Annotated in this window: 18 protein-coding genes and 1 pseudogene; 15 read left to right on the plus strand and 4 right to left on the minus strand. The window is 64.2% G+C overall.

Annotated features, from left to right (window positions below):
- Position 1: 1 nt before the first annotated feature.
- Positions 2–379, minus strand: coding sequence for a helix-turn-helix domain-containing protein (locus ACLMAL_RS28425; protein WP_328400782.1), 378 nt, complete (start codon positions 377–379; stop codon positions 2–4).
- Between the two features lie 115 nt (positions 380–494).
- On the opposite strand from ACLMAL_RS28425, the gene ACLMAL_RS28430 reads away from it, so the two are divergent.
- The 4 genes from ACLMAL_RS28430 to ACLMAL_RS28445 all read left to right on the plus strand — a co-directional run bounded on the left by ACLMAL_RS28430 (position 495) and on the right by ACLMAL_RS28445 (position 3,696).
- Positions 495–1,007, plus strand: a complete 513-nt coding sequence (locus ACLMAL_RS28430; protein ID WP_412001895.1) for a luciferase family protein — start codon at positions 495–497, stop codon at positions 1,005–1,007.
- Positions 1,008–1,017: 10 nt separating this feature from the next.
- Positions 1,018–1,629, plus strand: a complete 612-nt coding sequence (locus tag ACLMAL_RS28435; RefSeq protein WP_412001896.1) for a malonic semialdehyde reductase — start codon at positions 1,018–1,020, stop codon at positions 1,627–1,629.
- A gap of 216 nt (positions 1,630–1,845) precedes the next feature.
- A complete protein-coding gene (locus ACLMAL_RS28440) occupies positions 1,846–2,760 on the plus strand; it encodes an STAS domain-containing protein (RefSeq protein WP_412001897.1) in 915 nt (304 codons plus the stop codon).
- Positions 2,761–2,907: 147 nt separating this feature from the next.
- Positions 2,908–3,696 (plus strand): M15 family metallopeptidase, encoded by a 789-nt coding sequence (locus ACLMAL_RS28445; RefSeq protein WP_412001898.1) that lies wholly within the window; start codon positions 2,908–2,910, stop codon positions 3,694–3,696.
- A gap of 12 nt (positions 3,697–3,708) precedes the next feature.
- On the opposite strand, the gene ACLMAL_RS28450 is transcribed toward ACLMAL_RS28445, so the two are convergent.
- Positions 3,709–4,221 carry a hypothetical protein gene (locus tag ACLMAL_RS28450; protein ID WP_412001899.1) on the minus strand — a complete coding sequence of 171 codons (513 nt, stop codon included), beginning with the start codon at positions 4,219–4,221 and terminating at the stop codon, positions 3,709–3,711.
- A 151-nt stretch (positions 4,222–4,372) separates the two neighbouring features.
- On the minus strand, positions 4,373–4,660 hold the full coding sequence (locus ACLMAL_RS28455; protein ID WP_412001900.1) for a hypothetical protein: 288 nt from the start codon (positions 4,658–4,660) through the stop codon (positions 4,373–4,375).
- A 301-nt stretch (positions 4,661–4,961) separates the two neighbouring features.
- On the opposite strand from ACLMAL_RS28455, the gene ACLMAL_RS28460 reads away from it, so the two are divergent.
- From ACLMAL_RS28460 to ACLMAL_RS28480, 5 genes are all read left to right on the plus strand, one after another.
- On the plus strand, positions 4,962–5,204 hold the full coding sequence (locus ACLMAL_RS28460; protein WP_412001901.1) for an SAM-dependent methyltransferase: 243 nt from the start codon (positions 4,962–4,964) through the stop codon (positions 5,202–5,204).
- Positions 5,205–5,320: 116 nt separating this feature from the next.
- The gene (locus ACLMAL_RS28465) at positions 5,321–5,725 is read left to right on the plus strand and encodes a BlaI/MecI/CopY family transcriptional regulator (RefSeq protein ID WP_328400766.1); all 405 of its coding nucleotides are present in this window, start codon (positions 5,321–5,323) and stop codon (positions 5,723–5,725) included.
- A gap of 392 nt (positions 5,726–6,117) precedes the next feature.
- The gene (locus ACLMAL_RS28470; RefSeq protein ID WP_412001902.1) at positions 6,118–7,080 is read left to right on the plus strand and encodes a M56 family metallopeptidase; all 963 of its coding nucleotides are present in this window, start codon (positions 6,118–6,120) and stop codon (positions 7,078–7,080) included.
- A 177-nt stretch (positions 7,081–7,257) separates the two neighbouring features.
- A complete protein-coding gene (locus ACLMAL_RS28475) occupies positions 7,258–8,700 on the plus strand; it encodes an alpha/beta fold hydrolase (RefSeq protein WP_412001903.1) in 1,443 nt (480 codons plus the stop codon).
- On the plus strand, positions 8,697–9,191 hold the full coding sequence (locus ACLMAL_RS28480) for an LOG family protein (protein WP_412001904.1): 495 nt from the start codon (positions 8,697–8,699) through the stop codon (positions 9,189–9,191). Before ACLMAL_RS28475 ends, ACLMAL_RS28480 begins: the two co-directional genes overlap by 4 nt.
- Positions 9,192–9,360: 169 nt before the next feature.
- Here the strand turns inward: ACLMAL_RS28480 and ACLMAL_RS28485 are convergent.
- Positions 9,361–9,885: pseudogene (locus ACLMAL_RS28485) on the minus strand (DUF6596 domain-containing protein); the annotation flags it as partial.
- Positions 9,886–10,056: 171 nt separating this feature from the next.
- Here ACLMAL_RS28485 and ACLMAL_RS28490 point away from each other — a divergent pair.
- From ACLMAL_RS28490 to ACLMAL_RS28515, 6 genes are all read left to right on the plus strand, one after another.
- Positions 10,057–11,547, plus strand: a complete 1,491-nt coding sequence (locus ACLMAL_RS28490; RefSeq protein WP_412001905.1) for a 4-hydroxyphenylacetate 3-hydroxylase family protein — start codon at positions 10,057–10,059, stop codon at positions 11,545–11,547.
- Positions 11,544–12,074, plus strand: a complete 531-nt coding sequence (locus tag ACLMAL_RS28495) for a flavin reductase family protein (RefSeq protein ID WP_412001906.1) — start codon at positions 11,544–11,546, stop codon at positions 12,072–12,074. Before ACLMAL_RS28490 ends, ACLMAL_RS28495 begins: the two co-directional genes overlap by 4 nt.
- Before the next feature lie 69 nt (positions 12,075–12,143).
- Positions 12,144–13,535, plus strand: coding sequence for an MFS transporter (locus ACLMAL_RS28500; protein ID WP_412001907.1), 1,392 nt, complete (start codon positions 12,144–12,146; stop codon positions 13,533–13,535).
- A 15-nt stretch (positions 13,536–13,550) separates the two neighbouring features.
- Entirely contained in the window at positions 13,551–14,738 is a 1,188-nt protein-coding gene (locus ACLMAL_RS28505) for an amidohydrolase family protein (protein ID WP_412001908.1), read from the plus strand.
- Positions 14,735–15,376 carry an amino acid synthesis family protein gene (locus ACLMAL_RS28510; protein ID WP_412001909.1) on the plus strand — a complete coding sequence of 214 codons (642 nt, stop codon included), beginning with the start codon at positions 14,735–14,737 and terminating at the stop codon, positions 15,374–15,376. Before ACLMAL_RS28505 ends, ACLMAL_RS28510 begins: the two co-directional genes overlap by 4 nt.
- Positions 15,373–15,924, plus strand: a complete 552-nt coding sequence (locus ACLMAL_RS28515) for an amino acid synthesis family protein (protein WP_412001910.1) — start codon at positions 15,373–15,375, stop codon at positions 15,922–15,924. Before ACLMAL_RS28510 ends, ACLMAL_RS28515 begins: the two co-directional genes overlap by 4 nt.
- The last annotated feature ends 9 nt before the right edge of the window (positions 15,925–15,933 follow it).

The raw sequence follows: 15,933 nt of genomic DNA on the forward strand, positions 1-15,933 counted from the left end.
CTCACACGCTCGCGTCGTAGGCGGCGCGGGCGGCGAGCACCTCGGCCAGGTGCTCGCCCGACCAGTCCACGATGCTGCCGAACACGGGGGCCAGCGTCGCGGCCAGCGGGGTCGCGGCGTACTCCACGCGCGGCGGCACCTCGGCGTAGTAGGTGCGGGCAACCAAGCCGTCACGTTCGAGCTGACGCAGGCGCTGGGTCAGCACCTTCGGTGTCAGGCCGGGGATTCGCTGCTGCAATTCGGTGAAGCGCAGTCGGCCGTCATGGGTCAGCACCCACAGCACCTGCGTCGACCATCGCCCGAAGACGAGGTCGATCACCGGCGTGATCGGGCACGGATCCACAGTTGCGGTCACCGCCGCGCGGGGCACAGTGGTCATCGATCCTCCAGTCGAGCCGCTTTCCTCTTGGTAACTACTATACTTTGGAAAGTACTGTGAATCCCAGCAGCCGCACACACCGCATGAGTGAGCGAAAACCCAAGGGAGCACAGCAATGTCGACGACAGTGCACAACCGGCCGGGACTACCCACGCGATCCGGGAACCCGCCTCTCACGCGAGCGCACAATCCACACCAGCAACTCGATCAGACCGCGCCGACGATCCTGCAAGAGACCCTGTGGGCGCGCATGGCCACCCTCGATGGCGTCATCGTCGGCCGCAGCAGCGTATCCCTCGCCGACACCCGCGCACTGCATCTGCGACCGGCCGACGCCGGCGGTCCCGCCGAAGCCTTTCTGGCGGGCACCGAATTCGCGCACCTGCACGGGTCCGCCGACGGCAGCCTGCACATGTGCCTGCCGACCGAGGTCGTTGCGGAGGCGATCACCCGCGGCTGGGCGGAGCTGCATCCGATGGCGCGACAACGATTCCTGCCCGCGACGGTGGTGATGGTCTACGGGCCGCGCGACACCGACGAATTGAAGATCACTTGGCGGTTGGTCCGTGCCAGCTACCAGTTCGCCCGCGGAGCGCGCGGGCGCGACACCCAGCCCGTCGGCAACTGAGGAGATATCCGTGAACACCGCTCAGCCCACCACCTACCTCACACTGGCCGCCGACGCCCAGAATCTGCTGTTCCGCGAGGCGCGCACCGCCAACACCTTTGCCGACCATCCGGTCGACGACGAGCACATCCGTGACATCTACGAACTCGTCAAGTACGGGCCGACCTCGATGAACCAGCAGCCGCTTCGCGTTGTGCTCGTGCGTAGCCCGCAGGCGCGCGCCCGCCTCGTCACTCACATGATCGACAACAACAAGCCCAAGACCGCCGGCGCGCCGCTGACCGCAATTCTGGCCGCCGACTTGAACTTCCACGATCACCTGCCCAAGGTGTTCCCGCACGCACCGGATGCCAAGGACTACTTCGCCGACAACGCCTACCGCACAGAATCAGCACGCTTCAATGCCCTGATCCAGGTCGGCTACTTCATTCTCGGCATCCGCGCCGCCGGGCTGGCGGCAGGCCCGATGAACGGCTTCGACGCCGCGGGCGTCGACAAGGAGTTCTTCCCCGACGGAAACCACAGCTCGCTCGTCGTCGTCAACATCGGCAAGCCGGGACCGAACGCCTGGTTCCCGCGTTCGCCTCGGCTCGACTACGACGAGGTCGTGACGACGGCATAGTTTCCCGGCTGATCGGACAGGGTCCCCGGCCGTCGCGGGGTCCCTGTCCCGATCAGTGGCTCGAGCACCAGGCTGTCCGAACTTTCCGGAGATGCCAGAGACCGGCAATTCGCCGGTCCTGGGTATAGGCTTTCGCCTGCCAGTCGGCAGAGGTCCACGGACGCCGTGGGTGCGCTGACGGCAATCGGGTGCAGGCCGCCCGAATAGGGATCGGAGATGGTGTTGCTCGAGGTGTCGCTCGACGGAAGCATCGCGACGATCTCCACCGGATCCAGCGAAGGCCTGCTCTCCGAACTGGTGGAGCACCTGCGGCAGAACCGGACGATCCTGCGCGAGGAATGGGCGCGCCGCATCACCGAAGCACAGCTACTCACCGCGATGACACCCGATGAGATGTTCTCCGAGGCGACATCGGTGTACGACAACTATGTCGCGGTGCTGGAGACCGGTTCCGTGGAAGCGCTGCAGGCCTACGCACGCGATCTCTCCGAACGCATCATTCCGCGTGGTGTGGAAACCGATGAGGTCCTCGGCATCGTGCTGTTGCTGCGCGATGTGCTCGCGCGCTCGTTGTTCGAGAAATACCAGGGCGACTTCGATCTGCTCAACCAGGTACTCGACGCCTACGAACCGGCCGCCAACCGCATCGCCAACACCGTGGGTGTCTCCTTTGTCCAGGAACGCGAGCGCATCATCCGCCAACAGCAGGAAGCGATCCGGGAGTTGTCGACTCCCGTGCTGCAGGTGCGTGAGCAACTGCTGATCCTGCCGATCATCGGTGTGCTCGACGGGCAGCGGGCCCGTCAGCTCACCGAACAGCTACTGAGCGCCATTCGACACAATCGCGCCAAGGTCGTCGTCATCGACATCACCGGTGTGCCGACGATCGACTCCACCGTCGCCAACCACCTCGTCCAGACGGTAGAAGCATCCGGGCTGATGGGCGCGAGCGTGATCATCACCGGCCTGTCCTCGGAGATTGCGTTGACGTTGGTGACGATCGGGTTGGACCTGTCGAAGATGAACGCCGTCGGCGACCTGCAGGGTGGCATCGAGGAGGCCGAACGCCTGCTCGGCTACGACGTCACCCGCAGTGGCGCCGGAGATTTTCTGCATACGGGCGAACGCTGAGCAGACTGCGCGCTCGAGCGGGCATCGACAATCCATCATGTCGGCAAAAGCGCCCGCATATCACGTCGGTGGTGACGTACGGTGTCCGTCGAAGGCCGAGCACTCATGAAAGTGGTTGTGCCCGAGCCGGAATCGCAAGGAGGAAATATGAGCTCCCGGTCGTTGCTGCGGCGTCTCGGCACGCTGGCGCTGGCATGCGTGATGACGGTGACGATCGCGGCATGTGAAGGCAGCCGTTCCGAAGCGCCACCAGCCGGCGAGGAAGCGTTCGTCTCCGTCACCGAGGTGGATCCGACGATCCTCGTCGATGCTCGCTATTTCGGGCAGCACAATTTCCTCGGTACCCGCGTGGCTGGATATGAGGCGCCCAAGTGCCTGTTGACCAAGCAGGCGGCATCGGCACTCGCCCAGGTGCAGCTGGAGTTGCGGCCGATGAATCTCACACTGAAGACCTACGACTGCTACCGCCCGCAGCGCGCCGTCGACCACTTCGTTGCTTGGGCCCGCGATCTCGCCGATGTGAAGATGAAGGCCGAGTTCTACCCTGCGGTGGACAAAGCGAATCTGTTCCGAGACGGCTACATTGCCGAGAAGTCGGGCCATAGTCGGGGCAGCACGCTGGACCTCGCCATTGTGGCGCTGCCCGCGCCCGAGGCCGAGCAGTATCACGAGGGCGATCCGCTGCGTGAGTGTTTCCGGCCCGCAGATCAGCGATTCCGTGACGACATGCTCGATTTCGGCACCGGATACGACTGCTTCGATCCCGCGGCGCACACCGCGAACCCGGCCGTCGGCGGCACCCAGCGGGCAGTGCGCACGCTGCTGACGAACCTGATGGACGAGCACGGGTTCAAGAACCTCGCCGAGGAATGGTGGCATTTCACCCTGAGGGACGAGCCCTTCCCACAGACCTACTTCGACTTCCCCGTCCGCTGAGACCGCCCCCGTTCAGGGCAGCGGAGCCGTCGTCGCGTTCGTACGCTCCACGTATTCGTCGTTGATCAGGTGGTAGGCCTGCCCCAGATCGTCGAGGGCCTGCCGCCATCGGGATTCGGCGTCACCGTCGCCGGGATTGCGGCTCAGCGCCAGCAACGTCTCGGTGGCATCGGCCGACCGCGCCGCGGCATCGAGCAGAATCGGCGCGGGATCGACCGTCGTCTCGGCGGCCAACGCCTCGATACGGTCGCGCAGCCGGCGTGCGTCTACACCTGCTTGCACGCAAGCATTCGCATAGGGCGCCTGCCGGGCGCTCATCGCGGCAGCGCGAGCGACCTCGTCCGCGGTCGTCGCCGTGGCGAGCACCTGGCGCATTTCGCCACCCAGCGCGTGATACAGCAACCCCACCAACAACGACCGCTCCGAATCGGGCCCGCGAAGACCCGTGCTGTCCGGCTCGACGATCTCCACAGGATCTATGTGCAGAATCGCCAGCACGGCCCGCAACTGTGCGATCGTCACCATCGTGTAGCGCTCCCCATCCGTCGCAGCGGCCCTCGGCCGCACCATGGGACCCTGGCAAAACAGTAAGGTCCGGACAAAACCGGCGGACCAATAACCCGCCAGTAGCCACTTTGCCGGTCCGGCGAGTGCATAAAGGCCAACTCGGGTGTCCTCAGCCCGCCACTACCGCGACGATCGACCGGTTCTCGACTCCGCTAGGCACGCTCAGTGCACCGGCATGGGACAACCGCGATGTCGAGGCGTTCGCCGCGCCGGCCAGCTCGGTCATGCGCATCCGATGATCGCACTCTTCCGACAGCAGCGCCAGCACACGGTATTCGAAATGGGTGACCCCGAATTCGCGTTGCCGCAAGCCATCCAGGACACCCGGCAGGCGTGTCGTCAGCGTCACCATCGCCCGCCAGGCCCGCTCTTCGGTGTGGTCGAGCGCCGTCGCCATGTCTTGCCCCCACTTTCAGCCAAGTGACATCGAGTCCCGTGTTCGGATGTGCACCGCGTCGGCTACCCGACGCGACGACAATAGTTTGCCGTGCCTTCGCTGGATCCACGAAACCCTATATAAACGAGCGAACACTGTCCATGGGTTGGACAGATTCTGAGATGTGGTTGTCCGCCGGGTCTGTCACGACCCGATCCTGCGCATCGTGCGGTCGCCGACGCCGTCGCTTGTCTACCGCGCCTGCAAATGCCACGCCGGCCCAGCGGAGATCGGCTGGCCGTCGCGTCCTCGTAGACGATATATGCCAGGCTCGGATCGACCTCGAAGCAGACGATTCGCCGTCGTCGGCGAAGCACAGGTCGATGTCCGACAGCTCGAGACCGAGTCGGCGTGTCAACCGGAGGTACTCGACCTGTTCCGGGGTCTGGAACTGGTCGAGCCCGGTCTCGTATACCTGCCCGAATGGCGGCCCGCCGATGGAGACCCCGGCGAGCTGACCATCGCCCAACGGCTGATGGTCGGCGGGATTGCGCGCAAACCCTGAGGGTCGTCCACTGCGTTGGCGCGCGGATCATGGCGCCTGAAAGTACTATGTACGTACGCAGAAAGTAGTGTGCGACGGGATGCCGGTCCCACCACCGCCACTACTGGAGGTGAACTATGCGCGTACGCAGATTCGGCGAGCTCGAAGCGGTCATCATGGACCGAGTGTGGGATCGCGACGAACCGACTACTGTCCGTGGGATTCTCGACGAGATCAGCGCCGAACGCGAGATCGCGTACACCACGGTGATGTCGACCATGGACAATTTGCACCGCAAAGGCTGCCTCGAGCGGGAACGCGTCGGCAAGGCGTACTGGTATCAACCCACGCTGACCCGTGAGCAGTACAGCGCAAGTCTGATGCACGAGGCCCTCCATGGCGGTGGCCGATCAGATCTCGTGCTGGCCTATTTCGTCGAGCAGATCGATGCCGAGGAATCAGCGGGACTGCGTGCTGCGCTGCGACTTCGGCGAGATCTGCCGCAGCCGAGATCGGCGGGAAGCCTGTCCCAGCAACAGTGAACGCAGCCGGCGACATCGAAGGGTGTCGGAGGACTCGCGGGGGGCTTGCCACACATGGCAATGCGACTCACACTACGCCCGCTGCCGTACACACCGGCCAGCCGCCGCCGCACGCAATGACAGGTCCGGTTCAACAGCTTTCCGACACAACACCCTTCAAGGCCGACCCGACCGGGATTCCTGGACGCACCCCGCTTACTCGACAAGCAGATATTACGTATGTAGATAGTAGGTGTCCGCTAGGTTAAGTGCATTCGCGGTGTGCCGCACGGCTCGACGCCGATCGACAGGAGGAACGCCTTGATGCGTTTTCACGCATTCAAGACTTCGAAACAGCGCAGCACCGAGCTATGCGCCCGGATCCGACGACCTGCCGCACAGCGGGCCGCCGGATGAGCGAGGCGGTCTGCCTGATCCTCTCCAGCTTCGCTGTCGCAGTGCTGGCTCCACGCCCCCTCGCACGACTCACCCACCGCGGCATCGCGCCACAGTTCGAGTTGGTCGCGTGGCTCAGCGCGATCGGGTCCGTAATCGTCTCATGGACAGTGGTCCCGGTGATCGTCATCGCCTACGTGATCGTTGATTTGGCCGAGCCGGGCCGCCCGGTCCTCGACAGCTGCTACACCCAACTGCACGACGCCGCCACCGGTCACTACGGCGTCCTGGTGCAAGGCGGGTTCGTCGCACTGACGGGGTTCGCCATGTGCGCAGGAGTGGTGCTGCTCGTCCGCGTCGGGCGGTGGTTTCTCCTGGCCCGCAGCACCACCCATGAGCACGCACGTATGGTTCGAATAGCCGGGCGGCACGATGCCGGATTGGATGCCATAGTGCTCGAGGTCGCCCAACCGGCCGCCTACAGCGTGGCGGGCAAGCCACACACCGTCGTCGTCACGCGCGGCGCGATCGCCGCTCTCGACCAGCACCAGTTGCGTGCCGTATTGGAGCACGAGCGTGCCCACCTCGCCGGTCGGCACCATCTGTGGCTCGCACTGACGCGAGGGCTCGCGGCCAACCTCTCCCGGATCGAGCTGTTCACCCTCGGCGCAGGCGAAGTCGCCCGACTCCTGGAGATGTGCGCAGATGACGCGGCCGCGCGCGTGCACGGCCGAACGGCTGTATTGCGCGCCCTGCTCACCCTTTCCGGCATCCCCGAAGCCGCCTCTGCGGTGCTCGGCATGAACGGGGTCGACCTCCCGGCACGCGTCGAGCGGCTGATCCCACCGATCGAACCGCGGCCGGGAGTTCGCGCCCACCTCGCCCTGGGAGTTGTTGTCGCACTGGTCATTATCGGGCCGCTCGCGTCGGCAACGTTGGCCGCCATAGGCATTGCCGTCTCCGCCCCACTGCTCGGCTGATCGTCGCCATCGACTATGTGCCCTTGCGCACGGCATTGGTCGCGGGCTGTGCAGAAGGTATTGGAGCGGGAATGACCCCAGGTAGTGCCGATTGCCGATCCGAGGATCCGACTGTCGGATGAAACATTCTGATCACGCAATCTTGCGCATCACGCAAGATTGGATACTGTCGGAAGCATGGCGTTCGTGCTCGGATTGCGGGAACGTAAGAAGCTGGCGACCCGTGCAGCGCTGGGATTCGCCGCACTACGGCTGGCAGTGGAACGAGGGCTCGATGATGTTCTGGTCGAGGACATAGCTGCTGCGGCAGGCGTTTCGACGCGTACGTTCAACAACTATTTCACCAGCAAGTACGAGGCCATCTGCGCGCTCGCGGTGGATCGGTCGCGGCGGATCGCGGACGGGCTACGTGAGCGGCCGGGCACGGAGGCACTGTGGCCCGCCGTCATCCACGCGGTGCTGACCGAGTTCCGTGACGCCGAAATCCCCGATCCGGCCTGGACGAAGGGCGTCCGGCTGATCACTCGCGCGCCTGCGCTGCAAGGCGAATACCTCAAGGCGCAGGCCGTGATCCACGAAGCGCTCGCCGAAGCCATCGCCGAGCGGACCGATCGGGATCCCGACGCCGACATGTTCCCGCGGATCATGGCGGGCGCCATCGCCGCCGCACTGCATGTGGCTATCAACCGGTGGGTCGACTCCGACCCACCCGTTGCGGCGCTGCCCATCATCCGGGAAGCGTTGCAGCAACTTTCGTTACTTCCAGGAGCCTTTCCGATGAACATTCCGACCAACCACACCCTCACTGTTCCCGGCGCGAGTTTGTACTACGAAATCCGCGGCGCAGGTCCACTTCTGCTGCTGATCCCCGGCGGCAACGGTGAGGCGGGCACCTTCAACGCGCTCGCCGAGCGGATGGCCGACCGTTACACGGTGGTCTCCTACGATCGGCGCGGATTCTCGCGCAGCCCGCTCGCCGGACCTCCGGAAGACCGGGTGACGGCCGACGGCGCCGATGCCGCAGCATTGCTCGGCCACTTGACCGATCAGCCCGCCTATGTGCTCGGCAGCAGCTCCGGTGCGGTCGTAGCGCTGGAACTGCTCAGCAAACACCCCGAGCTGATCGACTCGGTGGTCGCACACGAACCGCCGCTGGCCGGTCTGTTGCCGGATGCCGACAAGTGGCTAGCATTCCTGGACGGCATCCACGAAAAGAGCCGCAGCGAAGGCACTCCCGCGGCGATGGCGGCCTTCGGCGCGGGTATCGGCCTACAGATGGGTGGGCGCCGGCCGACCGAGGATCGGTCACCCGAGGCAGCGGCGATGTCCGCACGGATCCAGCAGAATCTGAAATTCTGGATGGAACACGAACTTCGCCAATACCCCCGCTACACACCGGACTTCACGAGTTTGCAGGCCGCGGCCGGCAAACTGGTGCTCGCCACCGGTCACGATTCGGCGGATACATTCACCGCCGAGCCGAATGCCGTTCTCGCCGAACAGCTCGGGCTGGACCTGGTGAAGTTCGCGGGCAATCACGTCGGCTACATTTTCGCCGCCGACGAGTTCGCCGCGCAACTGGCGGACTTGCTGACCAGCCGGGCTGGGGCCACTGCATGACCGCACCGTGCAGTGCACCACGACAAGTCGCTGTCTGCGGACCACGTGACTGCACCCACGCGGACGCGATACATGCCGCCGAAGTCGGTCGGCTTCTTGCCGAAGCGGGGGTGACGGTGCTGTGCGGCGGCGGCGTCGGGGTGATGGCCGCTGTCGCCGAAGGCGCTTCTCGCGCAGGCGGACTCGTCATCGGTGTCCGCCCCGACACCGACCGCAGCGCGGTCTGCGCGGGACTGTCAGCCGTGCTCTATACGAACATGGGTGAGGCGAGGAATGCGATTCTTGTGCGCTCCGCCGACGCGGTGATCGTCATCGGCGGATCATGGGGCACACTCTCCGAACTCGCCCTCGCCCACCACCGCGGAGACATCCCCGTGGTCTGTCTCGGCGGCTGGCAACTCCGCGACGCGGGTGGAAACCCCATCGACGCAGGACAAGTCGCTACCGACCCGGCCGACGCGGTCCGCCGGGCGCTCGGCCCGACCGGCTGATCGAGCGAGTTTGGTCAAAACTGTTGTTGGAACTGGCATGCGAGTGACTTCGCCATTGAATCTTCCTTGATCGCGGGTAGTTGCCGTTGAGGATCCCTGCCACGACGGCGTGGCTGACCACCACAGCGGCAATGGCGGAAGCTCCAGCGCTACCGTCGGACCGCCAGCCGAGGTCGGCGAGTTTGCGTTCAAAACCGCTCGCTCGCGCTCGTTGCCGCACAGCGGTTCGGCGCGCCGCAGTGTGGTTCGCGCCTCGGCGGTGCGGCCCAGGCGGATGAGCAGTTCCCCGCAAAGGCTCGGCAGTAGATGCGAGTTCGACAGCGCCTCGGCGGCCACCAACTCGTCGACGATCGGCAGCGCGGCGGCCGGTTCCTGGGCCATGGGGACCATCACCGCCCAGTTGAGGTCGACCACCGGTGACGGTGCGAGCCGGCTGAGAGCCTCGTAGATGAGCACGATGCGCTCCCAGTTCGTCGCGTCCACCGACGCAGCGATCGCATGACATTCGGCGATCGCCACCTGTAAAGCCGTAAGTGCCCAGTCCCCGCCGACCTGCTCCACACGGGCCAGGGCGCTCGTCCCCGCCGAATCGCCGCGCGGTCCCAGCGGCGGCGAGCCGGTGCTCCAGGAGCACCGGCTCGCCGTCCGGCCGGGTGTGGACAGGGAAACGCGCCACGGTCAACTCGAGCAACGAAGAGCTGACCGGCGGCTTCGCGCCACGCCCGCTCCTTCTGGATCCACTCAGTTTTGGTAACTAACTTACATAAAATAGATGCGTAATAAACTTAGATAATATAGAGTTGTGACCGCGGACACGGTGCGGCGATGGATCGCATCGGCGCGAAAGTGATCAAAGGAGACCGACATGCGAAGTGGCGCAGAGTATCTCGCCGGCCTGAACGATGGGCGTTGCGTGCTCATCGACGGCCAGCCGATCTTGAACGTGCTGGACCACCCGGCCACTGCGCCGATCGCTCGGACGATTGCGAAGTTGTACGACTTCGCGGCCGACCCGGCAAACGACATGATCTATACAGCGCCGGAAACCGGGCGTGAGGCGAATACCGCGTTTATGACGCCGCGCTCTACAGAAGATCTGAAGAGGCGACGCGATGCCCACATCAAGTGGGCGGGTCTAACGAACGGCTTCGTGGGCCGCAGCCCGGACCACGTTCCCTCGACAATCGCGGCGATGGCCGCCCACCGCAACATCTTCGATGAGCAGGGCGAGCGGTTCGGTGACAATATCACCCGCTTCTACCAGCGCGTTCTCGACGAGTCGCTCTACCTTGCGTATGTGATCATCCCACCTCAGGTCTCTCGCGACACGATCGCGAGCGGTTGGGGTGAGGACTTCCTCCAGCTCGGCGTCGTCTCGTCGAATGATGAGGGCATCACGGTGCGCGGATCAGCGATGTTGGCGACTTCTGGTGCTGTCGCCGATGAGTTGTTCGTCTCTTGCATCAAGCCACTGAAGGCCGAAGACAAGGACTTCGCAGTCAGCTTCGCCATTCCTATGGCCGCTGCCGGGCTCAAGCTGCTGGAGCGCCGGCCCTACGCGCCAACAGCAACAAGTGTGTACGACTACCCCCTCACCACCCAGTTCGACGAGACTGATGCCTTCGCAATCTTCGAGGATGTCTTCGTCCCCTGGGATCGGGTCTTCGTCGATCGCAACCCTGATGTTCTGAACCGTAGCTTCCAGGAGTCGGGTGCTCATGTATTCGCGAATTGGCAAGCGCAGGCACGGCTTTCGGTGAAGCTCGACTTCATTCTTGGGATCGCGCACCGAATTGCGTCGATGAACAAGGTTGACAAGTTCCCGGGTGTGGTCGAGAAGCTCGGCGAGCTGGCCAGCCTCGCATCCTCTGTGACCGCAAGTCTGCACGCGGCGGAGTACGACGCCATCGTCGACGCCCAGAGTTTTGCGGTACCCAGCCGGCCCGCGGTCTACGGCCAGGTCGCTCGACAGGCCGAGCTCTACCCGCGGGTGATCGGCATCATCCGAGACCTCTGCGGAGGCGGCGTACTGCAGGTGCCATCCGGACTCGCAGATATGCGCAGTGACATCACCCGACCCGATATCGACAAATACGTCGTTTCGCCCGGTGTGCCGGCCGAAGACCGGATCAAGCTTTTCAAGTTGGCATGGGATGTCATCGGATCTGAATTCGCCGGCCGCCACCAGCAGTACGAGATGTTCTACAACGGCGCGCCCTTCCTCACCAAGATGTGGGCGTACCAGCAGTACGACTACGCGACGGCGACCAAGCGTGTCGACGACTTCCTCGCTCAGTACGACCTCGACACCCCGATCACCAAGTCCATCGAGATGGCGGGGGCGGTGCTGCCATGACCACCGTCGAGAAGGTACCTCCGATGACGGACGTGGAACCCAGCGATCTGAGACGAGCGATGGGTCGATTTACCACGGGGGTCGGGCTCGTGATGACCGAGACTGATGCAGGACCCCACGGAGCGACGATCAATTCTCTGACGTGGGTGTCGCTCGAGCCGCCGATCATACTGATCAGCTTGGCGACAGCCAGTCGTGCTGCCCGATACGTGCGCGAGGCAGGCGCCTATTCGGTCAGCATTCTCGGCGCCCGCCAGGCAAGGATCGCATCGGCTTTCGCAAAGCCTGGTGGTGGCAAGTTCGAAGGTCTCGAAGTCCACCGGGGAGCGTCCGGCCTCCCCGTGGCGCCTAGAGCTCTCTGCACGCTCGAGTGCTCAGTCGAGCGTGAGATCGAGGTTGGCGACCACGTGATCCTGCTGGGCCGCGTGCACAGTGTGCAGCATCGCGTCGGGGAACCGCTGGCGTTCTACTCCGGCCGATTCGGGAACTTCGTCGACCCGGATGGCGAACTCGACATCTGGCTCTGATCCACCGCTCGAGGACTGCGTACCCCCTCTGCCAACAACCCCTTCCCCCTTGCACGATTGGAAAGTCCCATGACCAGCGATCGCGTCAGCGCTCTGTCCGAGGAGCGCACTGCGACTGGACCACCGAAGTCAAAGGCCCGTCTTGCCGCCGCAGCATTGATCGGCACCACGATCGAATACTATGACTTCTTCCTCTACGGAACAGCGGCCGCGCTGGTGTTCAATGTTGCGTTCTTTCCCAGTGAAGATCCTTTCGTCTCAACACTTCTGGCGTTCTCGACACTGACAATCGGGTTCTTCGCTCGGCCCCTCGGCGCGGCTGTGTTCGGTCACTACGGTGATCGACTCGGCAGGAAACAAACCTTGGTCGTCTGTTTGATACTGATGGGCGGCTCGACGTTCCTCATCGCGGCACTGCCGACATTCGACGCGATCGGGATGGCCGCTCCGATCGCCCTCGTCGTGCTGCGCCTGGTCCAGGGCTTCGCGCTAGGCGGCGAGTGGGGTGGTGCGACTCTCCTCCTAACAGAAAATGTCGACGACAACAGGCGGGGATTCTGGGCGAGCTTCCCCCAGATCGGCCCTGCGTTCGGCAATCTCCTTGCCGCTGGAGTGCTGGCCATCTTCTCAGCGGTCCTCAGTGATGACCAGTTCATCAGCTGGGGGTGGCGGTTCCCGTTCGCGCTGTCGGCGTTGCTGCTCGCGGTCGGGCTTTGGGTACGGCTTCAGGTTGGTGAGACCGATCAGTTCCTCGAACAGAAGGCCAAGCGTGAAGCCGAGGGCAACATCGAACCTATCAAGATGCCGTTCATCGTTCTGCTCACCAAGTATCCCAAGCCGCTGCTCGTCGCCATAGGCCTCCGGCTTGGTGAGAGTGCCGGCTACTACGCCACGACGGTCTACATCCTGCAGTACGCGACTGCAGTGGGCAACATGTCCCGCGGGCTCGTCCTCACGGCTGTACTGTTCGCCGTCGGCGTCGAGGCCTTACTGGTTCCCGCGTTCGGCTCGTTGGCCGACCGCATCGGCCGCAGACCCGTTTATGCAGGCGCCGCGATCGCGCTCGTGCCGTACATCTTCCTGCTGTTCATCTCTGTAGATGCAGGCCAGTCGACAGGCGTGATCCTGGCCGTGCTTGTCGGCGGAATTATCCATGCGGCCTTCGCGGGCACCCACGGTGCGTACTTCTCGGAGCTTTTCGCCACCGAGGTCCGGTACTCGGGTGTGTCGTTGGGATTCAACATCGGCGCGGTTCTTGGTGGCGGACTCACTCCAATTATCGGGTTGTCGCTATACGAGGCGTTTGGAAGCGCTGTCGCGTTCTCGACGTACATCTCGATACTTGCCGTACTCACCCTCATCGCGACATTGGCGGCCGGGGAGACATTGCCGCGGCTCGCAAAGAAACACCAACGTGTGGGCTCCAGCTCAGTGGAGTCAGCTTCACCCGCGCATACATAGAAAGGTCGAGTCATCATGACTTTAGCGCTCATCAACATTGGCGACTCCGTCGTCGGCAACCGTGACAGCGCGTCACTCGACGGGGACGCGATCGTCACCGACAACGGAGTAATTACCTGGATCGGAAGCACGAGCGATGTCGATCTCGAATCACATGAGCACGTAGTCGACGTCGCAGGAGCAACGGTCCTTCCCGGTCTGATCGACTCGCACGTCCACTCCACGTTCGGCGATTACACACCACGCCAGAACACAATCGGTTTCCTCGAGAGCTACGTGCACGGTGGAACGACTTCGGTCATCTCTGCCAGCGAAGTACATGTGCCGGGCCGCCCGACCGATGTCGCGGGAGTGAAGGCGTTGGCGGTCGCTGCGAATCGCTGCTACCAGACCTACCGGCCTGGAGGCATGCGCGTGCACGCCGGCTCCGTCATCCTCGAGCCCGGCCTGACCGACCAAGACTTCCGCGAAGTCAACGATCAGGGAGTATGGCTTGCCAAGGCAGGATTCGGTGCCTTCGAATCCCCCGAGGCTTACGCGCCCGTCGTTGCCGCAGCCAAGCGCAACGGCATCAAGGTGATGTTCCATACCGGAGGCGGAAGCATCGCGGGCAGCCTCAGCAAGATCACCGTCGACGCTCTCCTCGAAGTGCGCCCCAATATCTCCGGCCACTGCAACGGCGGCCCGACATCACTCAGCCGAGAAGAGAACCGGCGGCTCGTCGTAGACGGACTCGACATTGCACTGCAGCTGGTGCACGCAGGCAACTTGCGATCGGCGATCCATTTCGCCGAACTGGCACTCGAGCACGATCAGTTCCATCGCATCATGATCGCGACCGACACTCCGACCGGAACAGGGGTGATCCCGCTCGGAATGCTGCGTCAGATGGCCGAGATGGTGTCCCTCGGACCGCTGACCGCACGGCAGGCCGTCATCGCCGCGACCGGCAACGTCGCCGAGGTGTACGAGCTCAACTCCGGGAAGCTGGAAGTCGGCCGTGACGCCGACCTCGTCGTTCTCGACGCTCCCGTCGGATCCCAGGCCGACGGTGCGCTCGAAGCACTCAGCATCGGAGACCTCCCCGGAGTTGGTTGTGTCATCACGGACGGCGTCATCCGACTGACGAAGAGCCGCAACACGCCGGGACCGAAACGCCCCGTCACGGTGACGCACGCGGCGGCGGAATGGATGACAGTATGACCGCGGCTCGTCTTCGCCATGGCGATCCGGTCTCGATCGAGGCGCGATGGAGCGTTCGCAAGATCGTGCTGCAGTCCGAGGAGATCTTGTCCGAGCACGGCGTCCCGATCGACGGGGCTACGCGGGTCACTGCGGTGGCGGTGGTGCGAAACCCGTGGATCGGTAGTCGAGTCGACTCGGATCTGGTGACACCGGTCCGGGAGATCGCGCCGCGGCTTGCGAAGCTGCTGACCGACCGGGTGCTCGAACACATTGGTGGATCCGATCGGGTGGTGGCGTTCGGCAAGGGCGCCATCATCGGCACTGATGGCGAGCTCGAGCACGGAGCAGCACTTATCCACACTCCGTACTACGCCAACCTCGTTCGCGAGTTCCTCGGAGGCGATACCGTCATCGCTTTCGCCGACGATCGCGGCGATGCCGGCACATCGCTCACGGTCCCAGTCGGACGCAAGAACGCCGGGCCCACCCGTAACCACTTCCAGACGATCGTCACGCGCGTTCCGGACGCCCCACGTCCAGACGAGATCGTGGTCGTCGTCGCAGCTTCCTCGGGCACCCGCCCGTTCCCCCGTTCCGGAGACCGCACCACCGACCAGCCCGTGGTCTCCGCAGATCTCGAAGGAATGTTCCAGTGAATATCCGCAAGATCGTCACCATCGTTGAAGAGGTTCTTCTCGAAGGCGGCCGCGCAGTCGATCCCGCCGCCCGCGTCGCGGTGGTTGCCACAGTCATCGAGAACCCCTGGGCGGGGCAGGGATTCGTCGAGAATCTCGGACCGGGGATCGACGCCACGGCCTCCGATATCGGCAAGCTTTTGGCTGCCCGCGTCGTGGCAGCGTTGGGGGCTACCCCGGAGGCCTACGGCAAGGCCGCGATCGTGGGCCTCAACGGGGAGATCGAGCACGGCTCCGGGCTCATCCACACCCTGAAGTTCGGCGACCACTTCCGCAAGGCCGCGAATGCGACCACCCTGCTTCCCGCGGTCGAGAAGCGTGCGCCGGCCGGCACCGTCTTCGACATCCCGTTGAAACACATCACCGATGCCACGATCCGCTCCCACCACCAGAGCTTCGAAGCGCGGATTCCGGATGCGCCACACGCCGACGAGATCGTCATCGCCCTTGCCGCTGCCGCTCAGGGTCGACCGCAGCAGCGTCTGGCCTCGTTGTCCTCCGAACAGTAACCAGGCCGC

This window comes from Nocardia sp. CWNU-33, assembly GCF_046764895.1.
GTDB lineage: Bacteria > Actinomycetota > Actinomycetes > Mycobacteriales > Mycobacteriaceae > Nocardia.